The organism is Actinosynnema sp. NPDC002837, from assembly GCF_040295345.1.
GTDB lineage: Bacteria > Actinomycetota > Actinomycetes > Mycobacteriales > Pseudonocardiaceae > Actinosynnema.
In genome coordinates, this window is sequence record NZ_JBEOVG010000003.1 from 92,476 (window position 1) to 114,348 (window position 21,873).

Genomic DNA, 21,873 nt, shown 5'->3' on the forward strand with positions numbered 1-21,873 from the left:
ACGAGCGACACACAACGTGGCGGCCCACGCCTCACCCCGTAACCCGAACAGTGGGTTTGACCTTCTCGGGCGGTGTTCACCCGCCGGATGGACGTAACCTCCGAAACGTTGGGAGAGGTGGTGGTCCCGCTGATCCGGCGAAGGAGTGACAGTGGCTCGTAACGGTGGAAGTGCTCAACCCGGCGAGCGTCGCGGCAGGGGGGAACCCGCGGCGGCGGTCCTGCGATCGGAGGCCGATTTCTCCGAACCGGACCTGTCCCGGGAACGTCGATGGCTCGCGCTGTTCCTGTTGGTGCACCTCGTGGACGACAACGGTCGGATGAGCACCGCGTACCGGCGGGTGCTCCGGCGGGCGGCGCGAACACCCGGGCACTGGGCCCACGGCCGGTCGCTCGGCGCGGTCCGGGCCGAGGTGACGCGCTGGATCGGCGCGCAGGCGCGGCCCGACTGCGTGCCGCCGTGGGACCGGGTCGCGAGCCTGGTCCACGCCGCCGTGCACCCGACGCTCGCGCCGGAGGTGCTGGCCACGGCCCGCTACCTGCACGGCCTCGTCACCGGCCGGGAGACCGACGACCCGCGTCCGCGCTGGCTGGACCCGGAGGTCGACGACATCACCACGACGATGATCGGCGGCCTGGAATGGGCGCGCAACCACGGCCTCGCCGCACCTGACGACACCCCGGCCGACGACGCGGCGTCCGACGACACCCCGGCCGACGGGGAGACCTCCCCGAAGCCGGAGTCGAGCGCGTACGAGATGTTGTGGACGGTGGTCCGGGTGCACCGCGACGCGGAGGCGCGGATCGCCGAGCTGGAGCACCAGGTGCGAGAGCTGCACGAGGAGAACGCCCGGCTCTCCGGCGACGTCACCACGTGGCTGGGCGACTACCGGCCGACGATCCCCGACCAGGACCGCGGAGCCCGCCGCCGTCCCGTCGTCGACCGGCACCTCGCGCCGGAGGAACCGGCGCGGTCCTTCACCTACCCGCTGCCCGCCGAACTGCCCGCGTCGCACCCGACCGCCGGCTGACCGGTCACGGTCGTGCGCCCAGGACGCGCGGGCCGCGCGGGACTGCCGGTGGTGCGGTCGGGGAACCGGTCACCGCACCACGGGCAGGGCGGCGCGCACCTCCCAGCCGCCGCCGGCCCGCGTGCCCGCGCTGAACCGCCCGCCGAGCAGCTCGACGCGCTCCCGCATGCCCACCAACCCGTAGCCGCCCGACCCGCCGACCGGCGGCGTCTTCCGCGCCCGCCCGTCGTCGGCCACCAGCACGTGCACCACACCGTCCGAAACGGACACCGAGACGTCCACAGAGGACGCTTCCTCGGCGTGCTTGCGCGCGTTGGTCAAGGACTCCTGCACCAGCCGCAGCACCGAGCGCCCCAACGACGGCGGCACGGGCACCGGCAGGTCGACGTGCAGCCGCACGTGCTGACCGGACCGCTCCACCACACCGCGCACGTCGTCGGCCAGGTCGCTGGACGCGGTCGGCGCGTCGGCCTCGGTGTCGCGCAACGTGCCGACCAGGCGGCGCATCTCGGCCAACGCCTCGTTGCCGCTGCGCACGATGATCGGCAACGCCTCCTGCGCCGCCGCCGGCACGGCCTGCGCCGCCTGCGCGTGCACCACCATCCCGGTCACGTAGTGCGCGATCACGTCGTGCAGCTCGCGGGCCAGCGCCATCCGCTCGGTGTGCTGCGCCGCCGCGACCTCGGCCCGCACGGCGGTCGCGCGTTCCCGGTCGCGGGCGCGGAAGTACAGCCCGGTGCCCACCGACAGGGCCAGCAGCACCCCGCCGAACACCGCCTGGGCCCAGAACCCGGGACCGCTGTAGTCGTCGGACCAATACGGCGACCGGTACTCCGGTCGCACGACGGCGGCCGACGCCGACACCGCGACGAGCAGCACCACCCCGGCCACCGCGCGCGCCGGCGGCACGTGCCGCACCGCCACCGCGAGGATCGCCATCAGCGCCGCGACCTCGGCCACCACCAGGCCGCCGATCATCGGCGTCACGGGCGCGACGCCCGCCACGCGCAGCAGGACCGAACTCGCCACCACCGCCGTCGCGGCGCTCAGCGCGGCGTCGAACGGGCGCCGTGGCGCGAGCACGGCCAGCGCGCAGACCACGACCGCACCGGGCAGGTGCCACCAGCCGACCTCGCCGAGGAACTCGCCGCCGACGAGGAAGAGCAGGGCGCACGCCAGCGGCCACTGGCGGCGGAGCAGGGCCCGCCACCCGAGCTGAGTGCTCTCCACGGGACCTCACGGTAGGTGGTCGCGGCGCGTGACGCGTCCGACCCCGGTCGGGTGGGCCGTCAACCGCGAGGCTGACCCGAACGCCCGGTTAAACACACCAGTGGCCGATGTCGGATGACGAATCCCGGGGTGACTCTTGAGCGGTGAGTCGGGGAACGGGAGGTACACCATGTTCGGAGTGGTCGCAACTTGGGCGGGCGCGGTGCTCGGCCTGCTGGTGCTGGTCCTGATGGCGCTGGCCGGCGTGTTGATCGATTCCCAGCGCTGAGCCGGGGGTGGCCGGCCGCTCAGTCGCCGAAACCCTCGACGCGCCGGCGGAGCAGTTCGGCGAGGCGTCCGGGTGAGTGCGGCTGGGTCGTTTCCGCGGGGGCGGGGGAGAAGCGGGCGGGTCCGCCGGCACGGGCCCGGCCGGCCGCCGCGGGATCGAGTCGGAACGCGGGCCGGTTGCCGGAGTGGCGTTGTCGCGAGCGCAGCCACGACAGCCGGTGCCGCGACTCGGCGTGGTGGTCGGTGATGGTCACGGCGGCGCGGTCGAAGGAGTGCAGCACGGCCCGGTTCAGCTCGACCACGGCGCGGTCGCGCCACAGCGAGCGCTCGGTGGACGTGTCCAGGCCGAGCGCCTCGGCGACGGACCGCGCGGCGCCGCAGGCGTTCTCGTCGGCCAGGCTCCTGGCGCCGATCTCGGAGCCGACGAACCACGAGTTGAACGGCGCGGCGGGGTAGGTGACGCCGCCGATGGCCAGCCGCATGTTGCTGATCACGGGCACCGCGTGCCAGCGCAGGCCGAGCTGCCCGAACCAGGGCAGGTCGGGGTGTTCGAGGGCCACCTCGTGCACCACGTCCGGCGGCACGGTGAACAGCCGCGCCCCCTCGTGCGCGGTCTCGACCACCAGCGGCAGCAGGTCGAAGCGGCCGGGCGGCGCGGGCGGCTGCCAGCCCATCGCGCGCACGGCGTCGGTGAACCCGCGGTAGCGGAGGTCCCCCGAGCCGTCGCCGTGGCCCGCGTACCGGACCAGCTGCTCGTTCCAGATGGACGGCCCCGGCGCGGTCGGCGTGTCCGGCGCGAACACGGTGACCAGCGGTCGGATCTCGCCGCCGTTGGTGGCCTGGCGCAGGTGCTCGACGCACTCGGCCGCCACGGCGGCGGCGTTGCGGAGACCGCGCAGGTCGCGGACCTTGAGCCGGCGCCACGGCACGCCGCTGGTGCACCAGCCCGAGTCGCGCAGGGCGATCCGCGCGCCGTAGGCGAGCTCGTGGGCGGTGTGCCGGTACGTGCCGGTCTCGGCGATCTCGTCGCGGACCCGGGCCAGGCGCGGTCCGACGGGCCCGGCCTCGGGGTGGGCGATGTGGAACATGCGGAGGAAGCCCTCCGCCGCGTCCACGTCGAACGTTATCGGTTCGTTGTCTACTACGGTCACGGGCGGCAACCGTAGTTGCGGACCGGTGTCACACGTCACTGCCAGACGGGGCACATCGGGTGATCGATAAAACCCACCCGATCCGGTGACGAATCCACGCGCAGTCGCCGCATCGGTCGCCGGCGACCGCGACTTCATGCCACGGTCAGGTGAGTTCGATCCGCTCGAACATCAGGTCGTGGCTGATCCGGTCCTCCTCGACCGCGCGCTGCTCGAACTTCGTCACGGGCCGCCACTGCGGCCTGGGCGCCCACCCGTCGAACCGGTTGCGCAGCAGCGGCTCGGCGGAGCACACCCGCAGCATCTGCTCGGCGTACTCCTCCCAGTCCGTCGCCAGGTGCAGCGTGCCGCCGGGCCGCAGGCGCGAGGCCACGAGCCCCACGAACTCCGGCTGCACGAGCCTGCGCTTGTGGTGCTTCTTCTTCGGCCACGGGTCGGGGAAGTAGATCCGCACCTCGGCCAGGGTCCCGGGCTCCACGTGCTCGGTGAGCAGGTCGACCGCGTCACCGCGCAGGACCCGCAGGTTGGTCACGTCGAGCGCCTCGGCGCGCAGCAGCAGCTGCGCCAGGCCGGGCTTGTAGACCTCGACGGCCACGTAGTTCACCTCGGGCGCGGCGGCGACCAGCTGCGACGTGGTCTCGCCCATCCCGGAACCGATCTCCAGCACGACGGGCGCCTCGCGCCCGAACCACTCGTCGAAGTGCACGGGACCGGCCGGGAGCGCCTTGACCTCGTGGCCCAAGCGCTCCCAGTGGCGGTCCCATGCGCGCTGCTGCCCCACGGTCATCCGTTCGCCGCGTTGGACGTAGCTGACGACGGATCGGTGGTGCGGCGGTCGCTGGCGGCTGGACGTCACGGGCGTACAGCCTAGGTGGTGCGCTAAGCGATGTTCTCCAGGTCCTCGATCTGCTCGCGCAGCTCGGCGGGGGTGAACTCGATGGGTTGGCGCTGACCGGGGCCCCGGTGCGCGGGGAGCAGGTCCACGAAACCGGGGTGCCGGTCGGTGAACTGCACGGTGGTCGGCTCCGCGGGGCCGTAGACGCCGCTCTCGGACGGCACGAACTCCCAGTAGCCGACCTCGCCCTCGGTCGCCCACGGGACGAACACCCAACCCGGTCGGCTGCCCAGCAACCGGGTCACCTCGTCCTCCAGGGCGAACGCCGCCGCGCGCGAGGCGATGCGGCCCCGGTCCAGGGCCCTGAGCCACCAAGGTGCGGGTGCGTCGGGGCCCACTGCGCGGAACATGGCGAGCACTTGCTGTTCGTCGGCCTTGTGGATCCAGGCTCGACGCGTCTGTGCGGGTGAGTCGGCGACGCCGACCCCTCCCGCGGCTTCGATCGCGTGCGACCATTCCAACGCCAACATCGGTTCGACGCGAAGGGCGTGGTCGCGTTGACGGGGCAGCACCTTCCTGGGCGGCTCCTTGGACCCGGTCGCCGAGTTCTCGGCGTTCAGGTTCGGATCGAGCACCGTCACGGGTTCACCTCCGGGGGGTTCCTTGACGGGGGGTATCCGAATTCGTGTGCGGGCAGGCGCCTGCCTCACGATTCGCGCTTTCCATCTGACCGGGTTCAGATGCGCTTGTCATGGGGCTGTGCCGGAGTTCACGACGTCTTAACGAACGGCTTACTCCGCTTGCCCGAATCGAGAACTGTGAAACATGATTGACTTGGAATATCTGTGATCCCGAACACAGGGGGAATTGGTGACGGGGAGAGCGGTGGCGGCCGCGGTCCTGATCGCGATGGTGGTCCCGGGCGTGGCCCGGGCGCAGACGATCGAGGAGCAGCAGTGGCACCTGACCGCCTTGGGGGTGTCCGCCGCGCACGCCACCACGCGGGGTGACGGCGTGGTCGTCGCGGTGGTCGACTCGGGCGTGGACGACACCCGCCCGGACCTCGCGGGCGCGCTGCTGCCCGGCACCGGGTTCGGCTCGGCCGCCGGCACGGACGGCACCGAGGACAACGACGGCCACGGCACCGCGATGGCGACGTTGATCGCCGGCCGGGCGGTGGACGGCGGCGCGCTCGGCGTCGCGCCCGGCGCGATGATCATGCCGATCTCGGTCGGCGCGGACGGCGACAAGTTCACCACCGCGTCCGTCGCCGAGGGCGTGACCTGGGCCGTCGACCATGGCGCCGACGTCATCAACCTGTCCCTGACCTCGCTCGCCACGCTCACCCCGGACCTGCTGCGCGCGGTCAACTACGCGTTCGACAACGACGCCGTGGTGGTCGCCGGCACCGGGAACGACGGCGACGAGCACGTGGGCGCGCCCGCCAACATCAAGGGCGTCATCGCGGTCTCCGGCACGATCGAGGGCAACGGGCCGTGGCCGGAGTCCAACACCGGCCCGGAGACCGTGCTGGCCGCGCCCGCGCAGCGCATCGTGACCGCCGTGCCGGTGTCGGTGGTGGACACCGGCTACGCCGAGGTGGACGGCACGAGCGCGGCCACGGCGCTGGTCTCGGGCGCGGCGGCGCTGGTGCGGGCCCGCTACCCGGACCTGGACGCGGGCAACGTGGTGAACCGGCTCATCGCCACCGCCACCGACCTGCTCGCGCCCGGCCGGGACAACGTGACCGGGTTCGGCCAGGTCAACCCGGTCGCCGCGCTGACCGCCGACGTGCCGCGGGTGGAGCGCAACCCCTTGGCGCCGCCGCCGCGCACGACCTCCGCCGACGCTCCGCCCACGTCGGACGGGAACGTGGCCGCGCCGTCGTCCGAGGTGGACGGGAGCGGGCGGCTGCTGGTGGCTTTCGGCGGGCTGACCGCGGTCGGGATCGTGGTGGCGGCGGTGAGCCTGCTGCTGGCCCGGCGCAGTCGGATCCGGCGCGCGCCGGCGCCGGTCGTCACCGAAATCCCGCCGCCGTCCGACGACTTCTGGCGCAACGACCGGTTCTGACCCGCGGGCGCGGTCGGCGAATCGCTTTCCGGCACCCGGTGGAGCACCGGTCACTCGTTCGCGTGGTATTCCACGGATTGCTTCGTGAGTTGCATGAAGGCCTCTTCGAGCGAACCGAGTTGCGGGCTCAGCTCGTGCAGCGTGATGCCGTTCGAGGCGGCCAGCTCGCCGATGAACGCGGGCTCCACCCCGTGCACGACGAGCGCGCCGTCGGAGGCCGCGGCCTCGGCGACGCGGGCCCGACCGTCGAGCAGCTCGCGCAGCCGGTCGAGCTGCGGCGAGCGGACGCGGACGGTGTCCTCGGTGGCGTCTTTGATGAACTGCTCGGTGCTGGTCTGCGAGATCAGCTTGCCGCGCCCGATCACGATCAGGTCCTGCGCGGTCTGGGCCATCTCCGACAGCAGGTGGCTCGACACGAACACGGTGCGGCCGTCGTCGGCGAGCCGGTGCATGAACTGGCGGATCCAGAGGATGCCCTCCGGGTCCAGGCCGTTGACCGGCTCGTCGAACATCAGCACCTCGGGGTCGCCGAGCAGCGCGCCCGCGATGCCCAGCCGCTGGGACATGCCCAGCGAGAAGCCGCCCGCCCGGCGCTTGGCGACCTGGGTGAGGCCGACGATGTCCAGCACCTCGTCCACACGCCGGTCCGGGATCCGGTTCGACCGGGCCAGCCACTGCAGGTGGGCCCGCGCCGAGCGGTTGGGGTGCACCCACTTCGCGTCCAGCAGCGCGCCGACCACGCGCAGCGGCTCGTGCAGCGAGCGGTAGTCGCGGCCCTTCACGGTGACCTTGCCGCGGGTGGGGCTGTCGAGGCCCAGGATCATCCGCATGGTGGTGGACTTGCCCGCGCCGTTCGGGCCGAGGAACCCGGTGACCCGGCCCGGCTGCACGGTGAACGACAAGTCGTCCACGGCCACGGTCCTGCCGTAGTGCTTGGTGAGGCCGGTCGCTTCGATCATGACATCTCCCGTCCGATCAACCGCTGGTGGCGGAACCTGAAGCAGAAGAGCCCGGGCCACCCCCCGAAGGTGACCCGAGCTCCCCCTTTCCCCCGGCTGCCCGCGCGCCGGCCCCCGAATGCCGGCGGCGCGGGCCTGCCCGTTACGCGTCCCGCCGCTTCACCACGACGAGCGAGATGACGTAGATCGCCAGCGCGATGGCGGCGAAGTACCCGAACGAACCCCACGGGCTCAGGTCGCCGACCACGGGCGGACCCTCGCCGGCCGGGATGCCGCCCGTGTCCGGGTCGCCCAGGATGAACTTCTGGGCCATCAGGAACGGCAGCCACTTCTGGATGTCGTCACCGATGTTCGGGATGAGCCCGACGAGGCTCTCCACCACCAGCGCGTACACCAGGATGATCGACACCGCGCCCGCGGTGTGCCGGACCATCGCGCCCACGCCCAGCGCGAGCAGCGCGCCCATCGCGAACACCAGGCCCACGCCCACGAGGTGCCGCCAGTCGGCGGCGGAGTCCAGCGCCAGGCCGGAGGAGTCGTCGGCGATGACCCGGCTCAGGCCCCACGAGCCGAACGCGGCGACCAGGCCGACCACGCCCGAGAGCAGCATCACGACGACCGCCTTGGCGATCATCGGCGAGATGCGGTCGGGCACCGCCTGGAACGTGGCCTTGATCGTGCCGAAGCGGTACTCGGTGGTCACCGCCAGCGCGGCCATCACCATGACCACGTACAGCCCGAAGTTGTAGACGACCACCGTGCCCATCACGGGCATCGGACCGCCCCAGTTGAGCGCGAAGATCGCGCCGAGGCCGACGGTCAGGCCGACTGCCAGCAGCATGCACCACCAGGGCGAGCGGGTGGAGAAGAGCTTGATCCGTTCAACGGCGAGCAGAGTCATCGGTGGTCACTTCCCCGTCTCGGCGAGTTCGGCGTGGTACTCGACAGAATCGCCCGTGAGCTGCATGAACGCTTGTTCGAGCGAACCTCGTTGCGGGCTCAGCTCGTGCAGCACCACGCCGCTGCCCGCCGCGATGTCACCGATCTCGTCGCTGAGGGCGCCCGACACGGTGAGCGAGCCGTCGGAGTCCTCACGCACGGTGAAGCCCTTGTCGACGAGCATCGCACCCAGCTTGTCCGCGTGCGGGCTGCGCACCCGGACGGTGTTCTCGGTCGACCGCTCGACGAACTCGGTGGTGCTGGACTGCGAGATGAGCTTGCCGCGCCCGATGACCACGAGGTCCTGGGCGGTCAGCGCCATCTCCGACAGCAGGTGGCTCGACACCAGCACGGTGCGGCCCTCGGCGGCCAGGCCCTGCATGAACTGGCGGATCCAGAGGATGCCCTCCGGGTCCAGGCCGTTGACCGGCTCGTCGAACAGCAGCACCTTCGGGTCGCCGAGCAGGGCGCCCGCGATGCCGAGGCGCTGGGACATGCCGAGGGAGAACCCGCCCGCGCGGCGCTTGGCGACCTTGGTCAGGCCGACCATGTCCAGCACCTCGTCGACGCGGCGGTCGGGCAGGCCGTTGGACTTCGCCAGCCACTGCAGGTGGGCCCGCGCGGAGCGGTTGGGGTGCACCCACTTGGCGTCCAGCAGCGCGCCGACGGTCCGCAGCGGGCGGTCGAGCCGCGCGTACGGCTTGCCGTCGATCAGCACCTGACCGGCGGTCGGCCGGTCGAGGCCGAGGATCATGCGCATGGTGGTGGACTTGCCCGCGCCGTTCGGGCCGAGGAACCCGGTGACCCGGCCGGGCGCGACGGTGAACGACAGGTTGTCCACCGCCACCGTCTTCCCGTAGCGCTTGGTGAGGCCGACAGCCTCGATCATGATTTCTCCCCTGGACGACACATCCCCCGGACTAGGCTGAACCTTGCCCGGTCCACCGGGTCGCGCACATCGGTCTGTAGTTGACTCGTCCGTGCGACTTCAGTCTTATCGTGGTAGCTACCTCGGTCGTAGTAATCCGTGTTCACCCTGAGTTGTCCCCTAGGCGTTCACCGGGTCGTTCTCAGGGATGGGATGCCTCTACGGTGTGCGGTCATGGCTCACACCGACGCACCCGAGGGCTGGTGGCGCGAGTTCGTGTCGGCCGCGCCCGCCCGGACCGGCAAGCTCGCGATCGTCCGCGCGGACGGGTCGCCGCACGTCACACCCGTCTGGGTGGACCTCGACGCCGGCACGCTCGTGTTCACCACGAACCTGGGGTCGATCAAGGGCAGGGCGATCCGGCGCGACGGCCGGGTGTCGGTCTGCCTGGACGACGAACGGCCGCCGTTCGCCTTCGTCACCGTGTCCGGCCGCGCCGAGGTCGAGGACGACCCCGAGCAGGTGCGCTACTGGGCGGGCCGCATCGGCGCCCGGTACATGGGCGCGGACCGGGCGAACGAGTTCGCCGAGCTCAACGGCGGGCCGGGCGAGGTGGTCGTCCGCGTCCGCGACGCCGACGTCATCGCCAAATCGGGCATAACCGACTGATCGCGCGTGTCCCACGTCCAGGACGGCTGCGCCGGGGCCGTGCCGGTACGTCGGCGCGACCAACCGGGCCCGGTCGCGGCGTCGGACACCACTAGGCGGCGAAGTACCGGTCCAGCACGGCCGCCGCGCCGTCGTCGAGGATCGTGCCGGTGACCGCGTCCGCGACCTCCCGGACGGCGACCGGCGCCTGTCCCATCGCGACGCCGTGCGCGGCCCACCGCAGCATCTCCACGTCGTTGGAGCCGTCGCCGATGGCCAGCGTGTCCTCCTCGGACACGCCGAGCTTGGCCCGCAGGTCCTCCAGCGCCGCGCCCTTGGTCACGCCGGGAGGCGACAGCGTCAGCCACGGCTCGTTGTGGTCGCACGACGCCGTCACGCCGGGCAGCTCGACGTCGAGCATCCGCAGCGCCAGCTCCTCCGGCGTGCGGCCGACCCAGCGCATGACCAGCCGGGACGTCGCCGTGGCCGCCAGCTCCCCGTAGGACACCTCGCGCACCTCGCCCCACAGGTCGCCGTCCGGGAACCGGCCGAACGCGAGGTTCCCCACCCCGGTCAGCTCGACCGCGAACACCGAGTCGGGCAGCAGGGCCCGCAGGCGCTCGACCGACGGCCCGGGGTCGAACTCGACCTTCCGGATCACCTCGCGGGTGCTCGTGTCCCACCAGACGGCGCCGTTGGAGCAGATCGCGGTGGTGTCGCGCAGGCCGAGGTCGTCGATGATCGGCCGGGTGCCGACGAGGCTGCGGCCGGTGGAGAGGACGACGTGCGCGCCGTGGTCCACGGCCCGGCCGATGGCCGCGCGCACGGCCGGTGCGACGTCCTCGCGGCCCACGGGGGTGATCGTGCCGTCGATGTCCAGGGCGATGAGGCGTGGTCTCCAGGTCACTGGTGTCACCCTACTGGGCGACCATTAATGAACCGTGGTTCAATAATACCGTGGCACGACCGAAGACGATCACGGACGAACGGCTGCTGGCCGCCGCGGCGGAGGTGATCGGCCGCAAGGGGCCGGGGTTCACCATCGCCGACGTGGCCGAGCGGGCGGGCGTCTCGGTGGGCACGGTGGCCGGCCGGTTCGGCTCGAAGAGCGGCCTGCTCCAGGCCCTGACCAGGCAGACCATGGACGAGAACGTGCGGCGGATGCACGCGGCGGCGGCCGCGGCGCAGGACCCGGCGGACGGGCTGCGGGCGGCGCTGCTGACCTGGTTCGAGGACGTGGTGGACCCGGCCGAGGCGCAGCACCACCTGGCCCAGCTCGGTGTCGACCTGATCGACCCGCAGCTGCGGGCGCTGCTCGCCGAGCTGTACGCGGCGACCGAGCGGACCGTGGTGGAACTCACCCGACCGGTGGATCTTCCGCACGGCCCGTCGCCGGAACGCGCGGCGCGGGTGCTCACCGGGTTGCTCTACGGCGTGTCGATGGACTGGTCCGTCCGACCGCGCGGCGAGCTGGCCGACCGGCTGGCGCAGGACGTGGACGCGGTGCTGGACGCGTGGAAGGGGAGATGATGTCGGCGTTGGAGGGCAAGGTCGCGGCGGTCACCGGGGCGACGCGGGGCGCCGGGCGTGCCATCGCGGTGGAGCTGGGTGCGGCCGGTGCGACGGTGTTCGTCGGCGGGCGGTCGACGCGCGGGCACAAGTCGCCGATCGGCCGGGACGAGACGATCGAGGAGACGGCGGAGCTCGTCACGGCGGCGGGCGGGCGCGGCGTCCCGGTGCGGTGCGACTTCACCGCGCCCGCGGACGTGGACGCGTTCCGGGCCCGCATCGAGTCCGAAGTGGACGGGCAGCTGGACGTCCTGGTCGACGACGTGTGGGGCGGCGAGGCGGACACCGAGTTCAAGGTGTTCTGGGAGCAGGACCTCGACCGCCAGCTGCGGATGTGGCGCAACAGCGTGGAGGCGCACTTCGTCACGCTGCACCGCCTGCTGCCGCTGCTGGTCCGCCGGCCGGGCGGGTTGCTGGTCGAGGTGACCGACGGCGACAGCGACGACTTCTACAGCGGGTCGCTCGCGTACGACTCGGTGAAGGTCGCGATCCGGCGGATCGGCACGGTGATGGCGAAGGAGCTGGCGGCGTTCGGCGGCACGTCGGTCGCCGTCACGCCCGGTTTCCTGCGGTCGGAGCAGATGCTGGAGCACTTCGGCGTGACCGAGGCGAACTGGCGTGACGCGATCGCGAAGGAGCCGCACTACGCGATGTCGGAGACGCCGCACTACGTGGGCCGAGGCGTGGCGGCGCTGGCCGCCGACCCGGACCGCCACCGCTTCACCGGCAAGGCGCTCGCCTCGTGGACGCTCATGCGGGAGTACGGCTTCACCGACCTGGACGGCTCGCGGCCGGACTGGGGCCGCTGGTACGAGGAGGTCTTCAAGGCGGGCGTCGACCCGACGACGGCGGACGCGTCGAAGTACCGGTGAGCCTCGCGGGACGCGTCCGGCCCGGTCAGACGTCGCCGGGTCGGACGAGTCCCGTCTCGTAGGCCAGCACCACGGCCTGCACGCGGTCGCGCAGTTCGAGCTTCGCCAGGATGCGCCCCACGTGCGTCTTCACCGTGGCCTCGGACAGGAACAGCTTCCGCGCGATCTCGGTGTTCGACAGCCCCTTGGCGATCAGCACGAGCACCTCGCGCTCCCGCTCGGTCAGCGCCTCCAGCACCGCCGCGTCGCGCAGCTCGCCGCCGCCCTCGCCGAGGAACCGGCTCAGCAGCCGCTTGGTCACCGAGGGCGACACCACCGCGTCGCCGCTGGCCACCGCGCGCAGCGCCGACACCAGGTCACCCGGCGGCGTGTCCTTGAGCAGGAACCCGGACGCGCCGTTGCGCAGCGCCGACAACGCGTACTCGTCCAGGTCGAACGTGGTCATCACGAGCACCTTCGCGGTGCCCGCCTCGGCGATCCGCTTGGTCGCCTCGACCCCGTCGAGCACGGGCATGCGCACGTCCATCAGCACCACGTCCGGCCGCAGCCGTTCGGCCAGCTGCACGGCGTCGAGCCCGTTGGCCGCCTCGCCGACCACGTCGACGTCCTCTTGCGCGCCGAGCACCATCCGGAAGCCCATGCGCATGAGCTCCTGGTCGTCCACGAGCAGTACCCGGATCACGAAGTCACCTTTCCCAGCCGGCACGGCACCCTACGACGGGACCAGCGGCAGCACGGCGCGGACCCGCCACCCGCCGCCCGGGTTGGGACCCGCCTCCAGCGTGCCGCCGAGCACGCCGGCGCGCTCGCGCATCCCGATCAGCCCGTTGCCCCCGGACACCGCCACCAGGTCGTGCGGCGTGCCGAACCCGTCGTCGGCCACCTCCACCTCCACCCGATCTCCCGCCTGGGTGACGCGGACGACCGCCGAGGCGCCCGCGCCCGCGTGCTTCAACGTGTTCGTCAACGCCTCCTGCACGATCCGGTAGACGCCGAGCCCCAGGCCCGCGGGCAGCGCGGAGAGGTCGCCGAGCGTCTCCAGCCGGACGGGCAGCCCGGCGGCCCGGCAGTTCTCGGCCAGCTCGTGCAGGTCGCCCGCGTCGGGCTGCGGCACCCACTGCGTGCCGGACTGGTCCTCCGACCGCAGCACGCCCAGCAGCCGCCGCAGCTCGGTCAACGCCTGCCGCCCGGTGTCGGCGATGGTCCGCACGGCGGCCTCGGCCAGGTCCGGGTTCGACCTGATCGCGTAGCTCGCGCCGTCGGCCTGCACCACCATCACGCTCACCGCGTGCGCGACCACGTCGTGCAGCTCGCGCGCGATCCGGGACCGCTCCTCGCCGACCGCGATCCGCGCCTGCTGGTCGCGCTCGGTCTCCAGCAGCTTGAGCCGCTGCTCCAGCTCCCGGTTGTAGGCCCGGCGGGCGCCGACGAACTCCCCCATCGCCCAGCTGAAGCCGAACACCACCGCGATCACGAACACCATGAACGCGGCCTCGACGCCCGCACCCATGGGCCACAACGCCCACACGAACGTGCCGACGGCCAGCCAGATCGCGTACAGCAGGCCCTGCCGCCTGCCGACGTACGCGACGATCGTGTACAGCGCGATCGCCAGCGAGAAGTCGGCGAACCGGACCGGCAGCCCCGTGTCGAGGTCGCCGTGGGTGAGCAGCTGGATCGCCCCGCCGAACAGGATCACGTAGGACGAGCCGAGCGGGTACTGCCGGCGGAACACGACCGGCACGATCATCATCGCGCCGACGAACAGCAGCGTGGAGCCCGCCACGGCCGCTTGGTTCGCGGCCAGCACGCCGAGCTCGAACACGAGCAGCAACCCGGCCATCAGGGAGTCCCCGAAGACCGGGTGCGCTCGCATCCACAGGCTCAGCCGCCGCACGTGACCAGGTTAGGTAGGGGTCGCGACGCCGCGCGTCGCGCCACGGGTTGACCGCGCCTAGTCCTCCAGGCGGATGAAACCCCGGGGTCCTACCTGGTGGTCTTGATCTGCGTGGGGTCGATCTGCGTGGGATCGAGCCGGGCCTCGACCCGCGGCGCGGGCGCGCCGTGCACGGGCTCGACGCGCGTCTGCGGCGGCACGGACCGCTGCTGCTCGTACTGGCGGTGCTCCTCGGACATCTCGTCGGCCAGCTGCTGCTGGAGCTGCCGGTCGCGGATGCGGCCGAGGATCATCATCGTCACCGCGTGCACCAGCGCCAGGACCAGGAGCATGACGCCGAGCTTCACCACGACGTCCTTGACCGGGTCGCCGGTGTCCACCGAGATGATCGACACGATGGCGAGCAGCCCGAGCACCACGAGGTGGAACAGCACGGTCGCCAGCCGGGTCATGGACCTGGCCGCTTCCGGGTCGCCGTACGCCCGGCTCATGTAGCCCTTGCCGCTGCGGTAGATGAGTTGGCCGTCGATCATCACCAGCACCACCCCGAGCAGCAGGAACACCGCATATCCCTGTTCCATGGGTGACCTCCCTCGTCGGTCGCGGAAATACCCCGGTCGCCCCGTTCGCAAACCGCGCGCCACCCGCACGTGGCACGATCTCCGGCGTGACGACGCAGGCCAAGCAGCTCGCCGGTCCGCTCTCGGCGGCGGTCGCGAACCTCTGCGTCGGCCTGCGCCCCCAGGTCTCGCCCGCGACCGCGGCGGGGTTGGGCGAGGTGCTGCGGCGGTTGTCCGCGCCGTTGCAGGTGGCCGTCGCGGGCCGGATCAAGTCCGGCAAGTCGACCTTGGTCAACGCGCTGATCGGGCGCCGGGTCGCGCCGACGGACGTCGGCGAGTGCACCCGGCTGGTGACCCGCTTCCAGTACGGCACGGTGGACCGGATCGAGGTGGTCTTCGCCGACGGCCGCAAGCAGGTGCTGCCGTTCGAGGCGAACGGCTCGATCCCGCCCGACCTGGGCGTCGACGTCGAGCGGGTGTCGCACATCGAGGCCTACCTCACCAACGCGGTGCTGCGGGACCTGACCGTGATCGACACACCCGGCCTCGGCTCGCTCGACGCGGCGTCCGTGGCGCGCACCGAGGCGTTGCTCGGCGGCGAGCTCGACCCGGTGTCGCGCAACGCGGTGGCCGGCGCGGAGGCGGTGTTGTACGTGGTCACGCAGGGCGTGCGGGCGGACGACCAGCAGGCGCTCGCCGCGTTCACCGCCGCGACCGCGAGCCGCGAGGCGGGACCGGTCAACGCGATCGCGGTGCTGAACAAGGCCGACACGATCGCCGCCGAGACCGTGGAGGGCGCGAACGGCGACACGTGGCAGGCGGCCGTGCTGCTCGCCGAGCGGCAGGCGCTCACCCTCAAGCCGCGCGTCGCCGACGTGCTGCCGGTGATCGGCCTGGTCGCCGAGTCCACCGAGACCGGCGGCTTCACCTCGGCCGACGCGGACGCGCTGCGCCGGCTGGCCGAGCTGGACGACGCGACCCGCGAGACCATGCTGATCTCGGCCGACCTGTTCGTGAGCTGGGAGTGCGACGTGCCGGTCGGCACCCGCACCCGGCTGCTGGAGAAGCTCGACCTCTACGGCGTCGGCAAGGCGCTCGAGGCCATCGACGCGGAGCCGGGCATCACCGCGGGCGCGCTGCGCCGCAAGCTCCTCGACGCCTCCGGGCTGGACGGCGTGCGGGCCAAGCTCAACGCGGTGTTCCGGTCCCGCGCCGACGGCATCAAGGCCGCCGCCGCGCTGGCGTCGGTGACCTCGCTGGCCGCCGCCTCCGGCGACCCGAACGAGCGGCAGCGCGTGCACGACGCGATCGAGGTGCTGCTGGCCAAGCCCGAGGCGCACCAGCTGCGGCTGCTGGAGGCGTTGACGCTGGTCGCGTCCGGCGCCGTGGCGATGCCGAACGACCTGGTGGAAGAGGTGCTGCGGTTCGGCAGCTCGCCGGACCTCGCCGAGCAGCTCGGCCTGCGCGGCCGACCGCCGCAGGAGCTCATCGCCTACGCCCTGGAACGGGCGGGCTGGTGGCGCTCCTTCGCGTCGTTCGGGGCCACGCCGGCGCAGAGCCGGGTGGCGCACGTGGTGCACCGGGCGTATTTCCTGATCTGGCAACAACTGCGGGGACGGCGATGAGCGGAACGGAACAGGGCGGCACGGCGTCCGACCACGCTGTGGAGACGCACCCGGGAGCGGCGACGCTGGAGACGACCATCGCCGACGAGCTGCTGGACCAGGCGTTGGCCGAACGGCGCGCCCTCGTGCAGCTGTGCCTGTACGCGCTGGACCGCGCCCGCAGCGCCGGGGTGGTGGAACGGCTCGAAGAGGGCCTGGCGGCGATCGGCGTGACCCCGTTGCGGCCCGACGGCGAGCGGTTCGACCCGTCGCGGCACGAGGCGGGCGGCACCGTGCCGACGAACGACGCGTCGTTGGACGGCGTGGTGGCCGAGACCGAGGTGGTCGGCTTCGCCGATCGGGGCCGGACGCTGCGCGCGCCCGTCGTCACCGTCTACACCGCGCGATGAGCAGCCTGCCGCAGGCGGTCCGGCAGACCAGGGAGAAGCTGACCAACCTGGTCCGCGCGCTCGACCCGTCGGCCGCGTCGTTCGTGGAGGCGCGGCGGGCGGGCCCGGCGTCGGTCGTGGTCGTCGGCGAGACGAACCGGGGCAAGAGCTCGCTGGTGAACGCCCTGCTGGCGACGCCGAACCTGTCACCGGTGGACGCCGAGGTGGCCACCGCGACCTACCTGGTGTTCCGGCACGGCGAGGAGTGGTCGGCCCGCGCCTGCTACGCCGGGTCGATGTCGCCGGTGCCGTTCGAGCGGTCGGAGATCGTGAACTGGGTGTCGGCGGCGCACGAGCTGCCGGAGGGCATGCTGCCGCCGCGGTACGTCGAGGTCGAGGCGCCCATCCCGCTGCTGGAACGCCTCTCCGTGGTGGACACGCCGGGTGTCGGCGGGCTCGACTCCGTGCACGGCGAGCTGGCCGCCGAAGCCGCCGCGACCGCGACCGCGCTGCTGTTCGTGGTCGACGCCTCGGCCCCGTTCACGCGCGGTGAGCTGGACTTCCTGCGCACGGTCGGCGAACGCGTCGAGACCGTGGTGTTCGCGTTGACCAAGGTCGACCAGTACCGGGGCTGGCGGCAGGTGCTGGAGGCCGACCAGGCGCTGCTGGCCGAGCACGCGCCGAGGTTCCGCGGCGCGGTGTTCCACCCGGTGTCGTCGCGGATGTTCGAGCTGGCGGCCAAGGCCCCGAACCCGGACGCGGGTGCGATGCTGCGCGAGCGGTCCGGGATCGGCGCGTTGCAGGAGGCGTTGCAGGAGCTGGTGGTCGGCCGGGCGGCGATGCTCGGCGAGGCCAACGGGCTGCGCGCGCTGGCCACCGTGCTGGACGAGCTGATCGCGCGCAACGAGGCGGACAAGCGCGCGCTGTCGTCCGGCGAGGAGGAAGCGGAGACGCTGCGCGGGCGGCGCGACGAGCTGAACGCGCAACGCCGTTCGTCGACGCGCAGCTGGCAGGTGCGGCTGCGCGGCGAGGTGCAGCGGGCGCGGGTCGAGGGTGCGCACGAGGTCAGCCGCCAGATGCGGGACGTGCAGACGTGGTTCCGCACGGCCATCGACTCGGCCGACCGCGAGCGGCTGGCGGCGTTGCCGCAGGAGGTCGACACGGCGTTGCAGGTGGTGTCGGGTCGGATCAGCGCCGGGTTGGGCGTGCGGCTGTCCCGGGTCGCCGACGCGGCGTTGGCCGACCTGTTCTCGGCCGAGGAGCTGGCCGTGATCCGGGGTCAGTTCGCGCGCGGCGCGACGCCGCCGGTCGTGCTGCGGCCACCGGAGAAGCGCGCGCCGACCGCCGAGGACAAGCTGCTGGTGTTCATGGGCGTGTCCGGCGGGTTGGGCGCGGGCCGGCTGGCCGCGTTGCCGCTGGCCGGGCTCGGGGTGGCGGCGCTGAACCCGATCGTGCTGCCGGTGACCATCGCGCTGGGGCTCGGCGCGGGCTGGTGGATGGCCCGGACCAGGAAGCACTCGGCCGACAAGCAGCACCTCAAGCAGTGGCTGTCGGACGCCATCGCGGACGCCCGGTCCACTGTGGACCAGCTGGTGGCCGAGCAGCTGATCGAGGCCGAGCAGCAGCTGTCGCTGGCGTTGGACGACGCGCTGGGCAAGCGGGTCGACGCGATCGAGGCGGAGCTGCGCGAGGTCGACAAGGCGCTGCGCATGGAGGCCGGCGAGCGCGCCAAGGCCTTGCAGACCGTGACGCGCCGGCTGGCCGAGCTGACCGCCGGCCGGACCAAGGTCGACGAGCTGCTGGCCCGCATCCGAGCCGTCCGCGACCGGGTGTGACCTCTGTCGGACCTTCCCCAGCGGAACCGAACAGGCATAGCGTGAGTCCAACCCGTACAGGAACGCAGGAGGGTGGGACACGGTGTACATCGACGAGACAGGCGCGGCTGACGGCGAGCTGAAGGTCACCGTCGGTGACGAGGAGTACACCGCCGAGGCGACCTACGACCTCGACCAGGACGGTGTCGAGGAGAGCGCGGTCGTGGAGACCGATGACGGTGGGCACCTCGCGTTCAGCGACACCGACGGCGACGGCGACGCCGACCTGATGAGCTCCTTCGACGCGGACGGCGAGCTCACCGCCCAGGCCGAGTTCGACGAGGACTCCGGCGAGTGGGTCGCCGTCGACCCGTCGGACGACCGGACCGAGCAGACCAACACGAACGCCGGCAAGGCCATCGTGGTCGACATGGAGGGCGGCGCCGACCAGAACGTCGGGCCGGCCACCGAGGACACCGACGGCGACGGCCGCGCCGACACCGCGGTGGTGAAGGACGAGGACGGCGACACCTGGCTCTTCACCGACGCCGACGGCGACGGCAGCGCCGACCTGGCCACCGAGATCACCCAGGACGGCGAGGTCACCGTGTCCCGGCACACCGGCGACGAGGAGTGGACCGAGGTCGAGCACGGCCGCATCGGCGAGGACGGCAAGTACACGCCGGACAGCGACGAGGCCTGGTCGGACGGCTCGGAGGACAAGGTCACCGTGTCGGGCGTGGTCCGCATCGACTCCGTCACCGGCCAGTGGATCAGCCCGAACTGACCGCTCCCGGATCGGGGCGGGCCCGACCGGCGAATTCGAGTGCGGGGGTCGTGGGCCTGTCGCGATGATGGCCGCATGGTCATCCGCCCGCTGACGACCGACGACATCGGCGCCGTCGTGGAGTTCTCGCTGCGCTCGTGGGCCCCGGTGTTCGCGTCGTTCCGCGCCGCGCTGGGCGGTCCGATCTACGCCGCGCTGTTCCCGGACTGGGAGTCGACGCAGGCCCGGGCCGTCGAGGACGTCTGCCGGGACGACGCGACGACCGTGTGGGTGGCCGACCGGCAGGACCGCGCCGTCGGGTTCGTCGCGATCCGGGTGGCGGACGGCGAGATCCACATGCTGTCCGCCGACCCGGACCACCAGCGGCAGGGCATCGGGTCCGCCTTGACCGACTTCGCCGTCGAACGCCTCCGCGAAGCGGGCGTCACGCCGGCCGTCGTCGGCACGGGCGGCGACCCCGGCCACGCCCCGGCGCGCCGCACCTACGAACGCGCGGGCTTCACCGCGTTCCCCCAGGTCCAGTACTACAAGCGGCTCGACGGATGACCGAGCACCTCCGGGCTCCGGACGGCACCCCGCTCGCCTACCGCGACTTCGGCGCCGGCCGTCCGCTGGTCCTGTTCGCCGGCGGCTCGGACGACACCGCCGACCTGTGGCTGCCGCACGTCGACCCCCTCGTCGCCCGAGGCCACCGGGTGGTCCTGGTCGACGTGCCGGACGGGGCGCCGACCGCCGCCGGGCTCGCCCTGCTCGACCACCTGGCCACCGACGACCTCGCCGGCTACGACCTCGGCGGTCACGGCGTCGGCGCGCTGCTGGTGGTGCGGATGGTCCTCGCCGGCGCGACGCCGGACCGCGTGATCGTGGCCGGCCTGGGCGCCGACGCCGCGTCCCGGGAAGAGCTCGGCCGGGTCCGCGCGTCGACGCTCGTCCTCACGACGCCCGGCCCGGGCGGCCCGGTGGCGGGCGGCCTGAACCTCACCGTGCCGGACTTCGCCTCACCCCAGGTCGTCGCCGCGATCAGCGGTTTCCTCGACGCCACCCCGGTCCGCCCACGCCCGCCGCGGCGCACGACCCGACCCGCCGACGACGCGTGGCCGCGCCGACCGTGGAGCACGCCGATCGGCGCGGTGGTCGAGCAGGACGGTCCGGTCACCCGCGTCCACTACGGCACGCACGGCACGGTCGAGCACCCCGACCTGCCCGGGGTCGACCTCGCCGCCCTCGTCGATCGGCAACTGCGCCACTTCGCCGAGCGCGGCGAGCCGGTCGAGTGGAAGACCTACGCGCACGAGGCGCCCGACCTCCCCTCGCACCTGCTCGCGGCCGGCTTCACGCCGGGCTGGGAGCGTGCCGTCCTGGTCGCGCACGAGATCACCGCCTCGCCGAGCCGTGACGTGCGCGAACCGCGGGCCGAAGACCTGCCGCAGGTGCGACGGCTGGCCCGGGGCCGCCACCGCACGCCGTTCGCCGACCTCGAGGTCGACGGCCCGGCCCGGTACTTCGACGCGAACGTCCAGGTCGTGCTCGAACGCGGCCGGGTCGTGGGCGCGGGGTGGGCGGAGCCCGCGGGCGGTGGCGCCGTGGTGATCGGTGGGCTCACCGGCCCGTGGCCGCAGGTGGTGGCCGAGTGGTCGCGGTGGGCCGGGCCGGGGTCGACGTTCTTCGCCGAAGCGGACGGCGAGCTGCGCGCCGTGCTGCTGGAGGCGGGCTTCCGCGAGGTCGCCACCGCCCGCTCCTACCACTGGACCCCGCCGCGCCCGCCCGCCGCGACACGTCCGGTCGCCGTGCTGTTCGACCAGGCGGAGCACGACGAGGTCTGGCGCCTGGTCGACCGCCTGCTCGACTTCCGGCCGAGCACGAGGGCCTTTCCCGGCATCACGGAACCACCCGGTTCGGTGACGTGGCACCTGAACGTCGACGAGGACGGCCTGGACGAACTGCAGAGCGTGATCGTCGCCGGGTTGCGGGAGGCCGGGGACGAGGAGCTGTACTGGCTCGACTGGCAGCACGTCGGCTACCGGTTCGAGCCGGACCGCGTCGGCCGACCGGGGCAACCGCCGTGGCCCGGCCACGCGTACCCGGACGGCGACTACTTCCTGTACGTCACCCGCGATCTCCGCCTCGGCACGTTCGGGCACCCCTGGGAACACACGCTGTGCGTGTTCGGTGAATCCCTTGTGGCGCAAGTGGAAGAGCCGTTGATCGCGTTGCTCGGGCCGCCCGTCCGCCGTTCCTGAAACGGTCGAGAAATCCGGGCATTTCGGAGCAGCAATTTTTGCGCCCAACGGTGAGAGCGCTCTCATAGCGTTACTGTTCAGACACCTGAACGTGTGGCGATCGACGCACCGGGCCGGTCTTGCATTCCGACGACTAAAGCCCAG

At 72.6% G+C, this 21,873-nt stretch carries 22 protein-coding genes; 11 read left to right on the forward strand and 11 right to left on the reverse strand.

All coding sequences use genetic code 11. From position 1 onward, the window contains the following. The first annotated feature begins 301 nt into the window (after positions 1-301). Positions 302-1,030 carry a hypothetical protein gene (locus tag ABTZ99_RS03135; protein WP_498771510.1) on the forward strand — a complete coding sequence of 243 codons (729 nt, stop codon included), beginning with the start codon at positions 302-304 and terminating at the stop codon, positions 1,028-1,030. 69 nt (positions 1,031-1,099) lie between these two features. Here ABTZ99_RS03135 and ABTZ99_RS03140 read toward each other — a convergent pair whose 3' ends face one another. From ABTZ99_RS03140 to ABTZ99_RS03155, 4 genes are all read right to left on the reverse strand, one after another. Further along, positions 1,100-2,260, reverse strand: a complete 1,161-nt coding sequence (locus ABTZ99_RS03140; RefSeq protein WP_499607741.1) for a sensor histidine kinase — start codon at positions 2,258-2,260, stop codon at positions 1,100-1,102. A gap of 287 nt (positions 2,261-2,547) precedes the next feature. Further along, a complete protein-coding gene (locus tag ABTZ99_RS03145) occupies positions 2,548-3,678 on the reverse strand; it encodes a nitric oxide synthase oxygenase (RefSeq protein WP_499607744.1) in 1,131 nt (376 codons plus the stop codon). A 145-nt stretch (positions 3,679-3,823) separates the two neighbouring features. After that, positions 3,824-4,465 carry a tRNA (guanosine(46)-N7)-methyltransferase TrmB gene (gene trmB, locus ABTZ99_RS03150; RefSeq protein WP_498771964.1) on the reverse strand — a complete coding sequence of 214 codons (642 nt, stop codon included), beginning with the start codon at positions 4,463-4,465 and terminating at the stop codon, positions 3,824-3,826. A 92-nt stretch (positions 4,466-4,557) separates the two neighbouring features. Continuing rightward, positions 4,558-5,154: a hypothetical protein gene (locus ABTZ99_RS03155; protein ID WP_498771516.1), complete on the reverse strand. Its 597-nt coding sequence runs from the start codon at positions 5,152-5,154 to the stop codon at positions 4,558-4,560. A gap of 229 nt (positions 5,155-5,383) precedes the next feature. On the opposite strand from ABTZ99_RS03155, the gene ABTZ99_RS03160 reads away from it, so the two are divergent. After that, positions 5,384-6,583: a S8 family serine peptidase gene (locus ABTZ99_RS03160; protein WP_499607746.1), complete on the forward strand. Its 1,200-nt coding sequence runs from the start codon at positions 5,384-5,386 to the stop codon at positions 6,581-6,583. 50 nt (positions 6,584-6,633) lie between these two features. Here ABTZ99_RS03160 and ABTZ99_RS03165 read toward each other — a convergent pair whose 3' ends face one another. The 3 genes from ABTZ99_RS03165 to ABTZ99_RS03175 form a co-directional block, all read right to left on the reverse strand. Then, complete coding sequence (locus ABTZ99_RS03165) at positions 6,634-7,542, reverse strand: ABC transporter ATP-binding protein (RefSeq protein WP_499607748.1); 909 nt, start codon at positions 7,540-7,542, stop codon at positions 6,634-6,636. A 142-nt stretch (positions 7,543-7,684) separates the two neighbouring features. Next, positions 7,685-8,443, reverse strand: coding sequence for a hypothetical protein (locus tag ABTZ99_RS03170; RefSeq protein ID WP_498771522.1), 759 nt, complete (start codon positions 8,441-8,443; stop codon positions 7,685-7,687). Between the two features lie 6 nt (positions 8,444-8,449). Further along, positions 8,450-9,370: an ABC transporter ATP-binding protein gene (locus ABTZ99_RS03175; protein ID WP_498771524.1), complete on the reverse strand. Its 921-nt coding sequence runs from the start codon at positions 9,368-9,370 to the stop codon at positions 8,450-8,452. 213 nt (positions 9,371-9,583) lie between these two features. Between ABTZ99_RS03175 and ABTZ99_RS03180 the strand changes: the two genes are divergently transcribed. Beyond that, a complete protein-coding gene (locus ABTZ99_RS03180) occupies positions 9,584-10,018 on the forward strand; it encodes a PPOX class F420-dependent oxidoreductase (RefSeq protein WP_499607752.1) in 435 nt (144 codons plus the stop codon). A 91-nt stretch (positions 10,019-10,109) separates the two neighbouring features. Here the strand turns inward: ABTZ99_RS03180 and ABTZ99_RS03185 are convergent, their stop codons facing one another. Further along, positions 10,110-10,904, reverse strand: a complete 795-nt coding sequence (locus ABTZ99_RS03185; RefSeq protein WP_499607755.1) for an HAD family hydrolase — start codon at positions 10,902-10,904, stop codon at positions 10,110-10,112. 50 nt (positions 10,905-10,954) lie between these two features. On the opposite strand from ABTZ99_RS03185, the gene ABTZ99_RS03190 reads away from it, so the two are divergent. Together ABTZ99_RS03190 and ABTZ99_RS03195 are read left to right on the forward strand one after the other, a co-directional pair. Further along, positions 10,955-11,527 carry a TetR/AcrR family transcriptional regulator gene (locus ABTZ99_RS03190; RefSeq protein WP_498771530.1) on the forward strand — a complete coding sequence of 191 codons (573 nt, stop codon included), beginning with the start codon at positions 10,955-10,957 and terminating at the stop codon, positions 11,525-11,527. Further along, positions 11,527-12,438 carry an SDR family oxidoreductase gene (locus ABTZ99_RS03195; protein WP_499607966.1) on the forward strand — a complete coding sequence of 304 codons (912 nt, stop codon included), beginning with the start codon at positions 11,527-11,529 and terminating at the stop codon, positions 12,436-12,438. The genes ABTZ99_RS03190 and ABTZ99_RS03195 overlap by 1 nt, the downstream gene beginning before the upstream one ends. A gap of 25 nt (positions 12,439-12,463) precedes the next feature. Here the strand turns inward: ABTZ99_RS03195 and ABTZ99_RS03200 are convergent, their stop codons facing one another. From ABTZ99_RS03200 to ABTZ99_RS03210, 3 genes are all read right to left on the reverse strand, one after another. Next, on the reverse strand, positions 12,464-13,120 hold the full coding sequence (locus ABTZ99_RS03200) for a response regulator (RefSeq protein WP_053714464.1): 657 nt from the start codon (positions 13,118-13,120) through the stop codon (positions 12,464-12,466). Between the two features lie 30 nt (positions 13,121-13,150). After that, complete coding sequence (locus ABTZ99_RS03205; RefSeq protein WP_498771532.1) at positions 13,151-14,335, reverse strand: sensor histidine kinase; 1,185 nt, start codon at positions 14,333-14,335, stop codon at positions 13,151-13,153. 89 nt (positions 14,336-14,424) lie between these two features. Beyond that, entirely contained in the window at positions 14,425-14,916 is a 492-nt protein-coding gene (locus ABTZ99_RS03210) for a hypothetical protein (protein ID WP_498771534.1), read from the reverse strand. Positions 14,917-15,002: 86 nt separating this feature from the next. Between ABTZ99_RS03210 and ABTZ99_RS03215 the strand changes: the two genes are divergently transcribed. From ABTZ99_RS03215 to ABTZ99_RS03240, 6 genes are all read left to right on the forward strand, one after another. After that, positions 15,003-16,520, forward strand: a complete 1,518-nt coding sequence (locus ABTZ99_RS03215) for a dynamin family protein (RefSeq protein WP_498771536.1) — start codon at positions 15,003-15,005, stop codon at positions 16,518-16,520. Then, positions 16,517-16,909 carry a nucleotide exchange factor GrpE gene (locus tag ABTZ99_RS03220; protein WP_498771538.1) on the forward strand — a complete coding sequence of 131 codons (393 nt, stop codon included), beginning with the start codon at positions 16,517-16,519 and terminating at the stop codon, positions 16,907-16,909. Before ABTZ99_RS03215 ends, ABTZ99_RS03220 begins: the two co-directional genes overlap by 4 nt. Next, positions 16,906-18,723: a dynamin family protein gene (locus ABTZ99_RS03225; RefSeq protein WP_499607761.1), complete on the forward strand. Its 1,818-nt coding sequence runs from the start codon at positions 16,906-16,908 to the stop codon at positions 18,721-18,723. Before ABTZ99_RS03220 ends, ABTZ99_RS03225 begins: the two co-directional genes overlap by 4 nt. Positions 18,724-18,805: 82 nt before the next feature. After that, the gene (locus tag ABTZ99_RS03230) at positions 18,806-19,489 is read left to right on the forward strand and encodes a hypothetical protein (protein ID WP_498771542.1); all 684 of its coding nucleotides are present in this window, start codon (positions 18,806-18,808) and stop codon (positions 19,487-19,489) included. A gap of 75 nt (positions 19,490-19,564) precedes the next feature. After that, the gene (locus tag ABTZ99_RS03235) at positions 19,565-20,035 is read left to right on the forward strand and encodes a GNAT family N-acetyltransferase (protein ID WP_499607764.1); all 471 of its coding nucleotides are present in this window, start codon (positions 19,565-19,567) and stop codon (positions 20,033-20,035) included. Next, positions 20,032-21,729 (forward strand): DUF2716 domain-containing protein, encoded by a 1,698-nt coding sequence (locus ABTZ99_RS03240; protein WP_499607767.1) that lies wholly within the window; start codon positions 20,032-20,034, stop codon positions 21,727-21,729. The genes ABTZ99_RS03235 and ABTZ99_RS03240 overlap by 4 nt, the downstream gene beginning before the upstream one ends. The last annotated feature ends 144 nt before the right edge of the window (positions 21,730-21,873 follow it).

What these genes read in the sequence shown, in the direction of transcription:
- trmB (WP_498771964.1), bottom strand. Translation starts at nt 4,465, where the DNA reads ATGACCGTGGGGCAGCAGCGCGCATGGGACCGCCACTGGGAGCGCTTG.
- ABTZ99_RS03235 (WP_499607764.1), top strand. Translation starts at nt 19,565, where the DNA reads ATGGTCATCCGCCCGCTGACGACCGACGACATCGGCGCCGTCGTGGAG.
- ABTZ99_RS03175 (WP_498771524.1), bottom strand. Translation starts at nt 9,370, where the DNA reads ATGATCGAGGCTGTCGGCCTCACCAAGCGCTACGGGAAGACGGTGGCG.
- ABTZ99_RS03225 (WP_499607761.1), top strand. Translation starts at nt 16,906, where the DNA reads ATGAGCAGCCTGCCGCAGGCGGTCCGGCAGACCAGGGAGAAGCTGACC.
- ABTZ99_RS03195 (WP_499607966.1), top strand. Translation starts at nt 11,527, where the DNA reads ATGTCGGCGTTGGAGGGCAAGGTCGCGGCGGTCACCGGGGCGACGCGG.
- ABTZ99_RS03220 (WP_498771538.1), top strand. Translation starts at nt 16,517, where the DNA reads ATGAGCGGAACGGAACAGGGCGGCACGGCGTCCGACCACGCTGTGGAG.
- ABTZ99_RS03165 (WP_499607748.1), bottom strand. Translation starts at nt 7,542, where the DNA reads ATGATCGAAGCGACCGGCCTCACCAAGCACTACGGCAGGACCGTGGCC.
- ABTZ99_RS03240 (WP_499607767.1), top strand. Translation starts at nt 20,032, where the DNA reads ATGACCGAGCACCTCCGGGCTCCGGACGGCACCCCGCTCGCCTACCGC.
- ABTZ99_RS03180 (WP_499607752.1), top strand. Translation starts at nt 9,584, where the DNA reads ATGGCTCACACCGACGCACCCGAGGGCTGGTGGCGCGAGTTCGTGTCG.
- ABTZ99_RS03210 (WP_498771534.1), bottom strand. Translation starts at nt 14,916, where the DNA reads ATGGAACAGGGATATGCGGTGTTCCTGCTGCTCGGGGTGGTGCTGGTG.
- ABTZ99_RS03170 (WP_498771522.1), bottom strand. Translation starts at nt 8,443, where the DNA reads ATGACTCTGCTCGCCGTTGAACGGATCAAGCTCTTCTCCACCCGCTCG.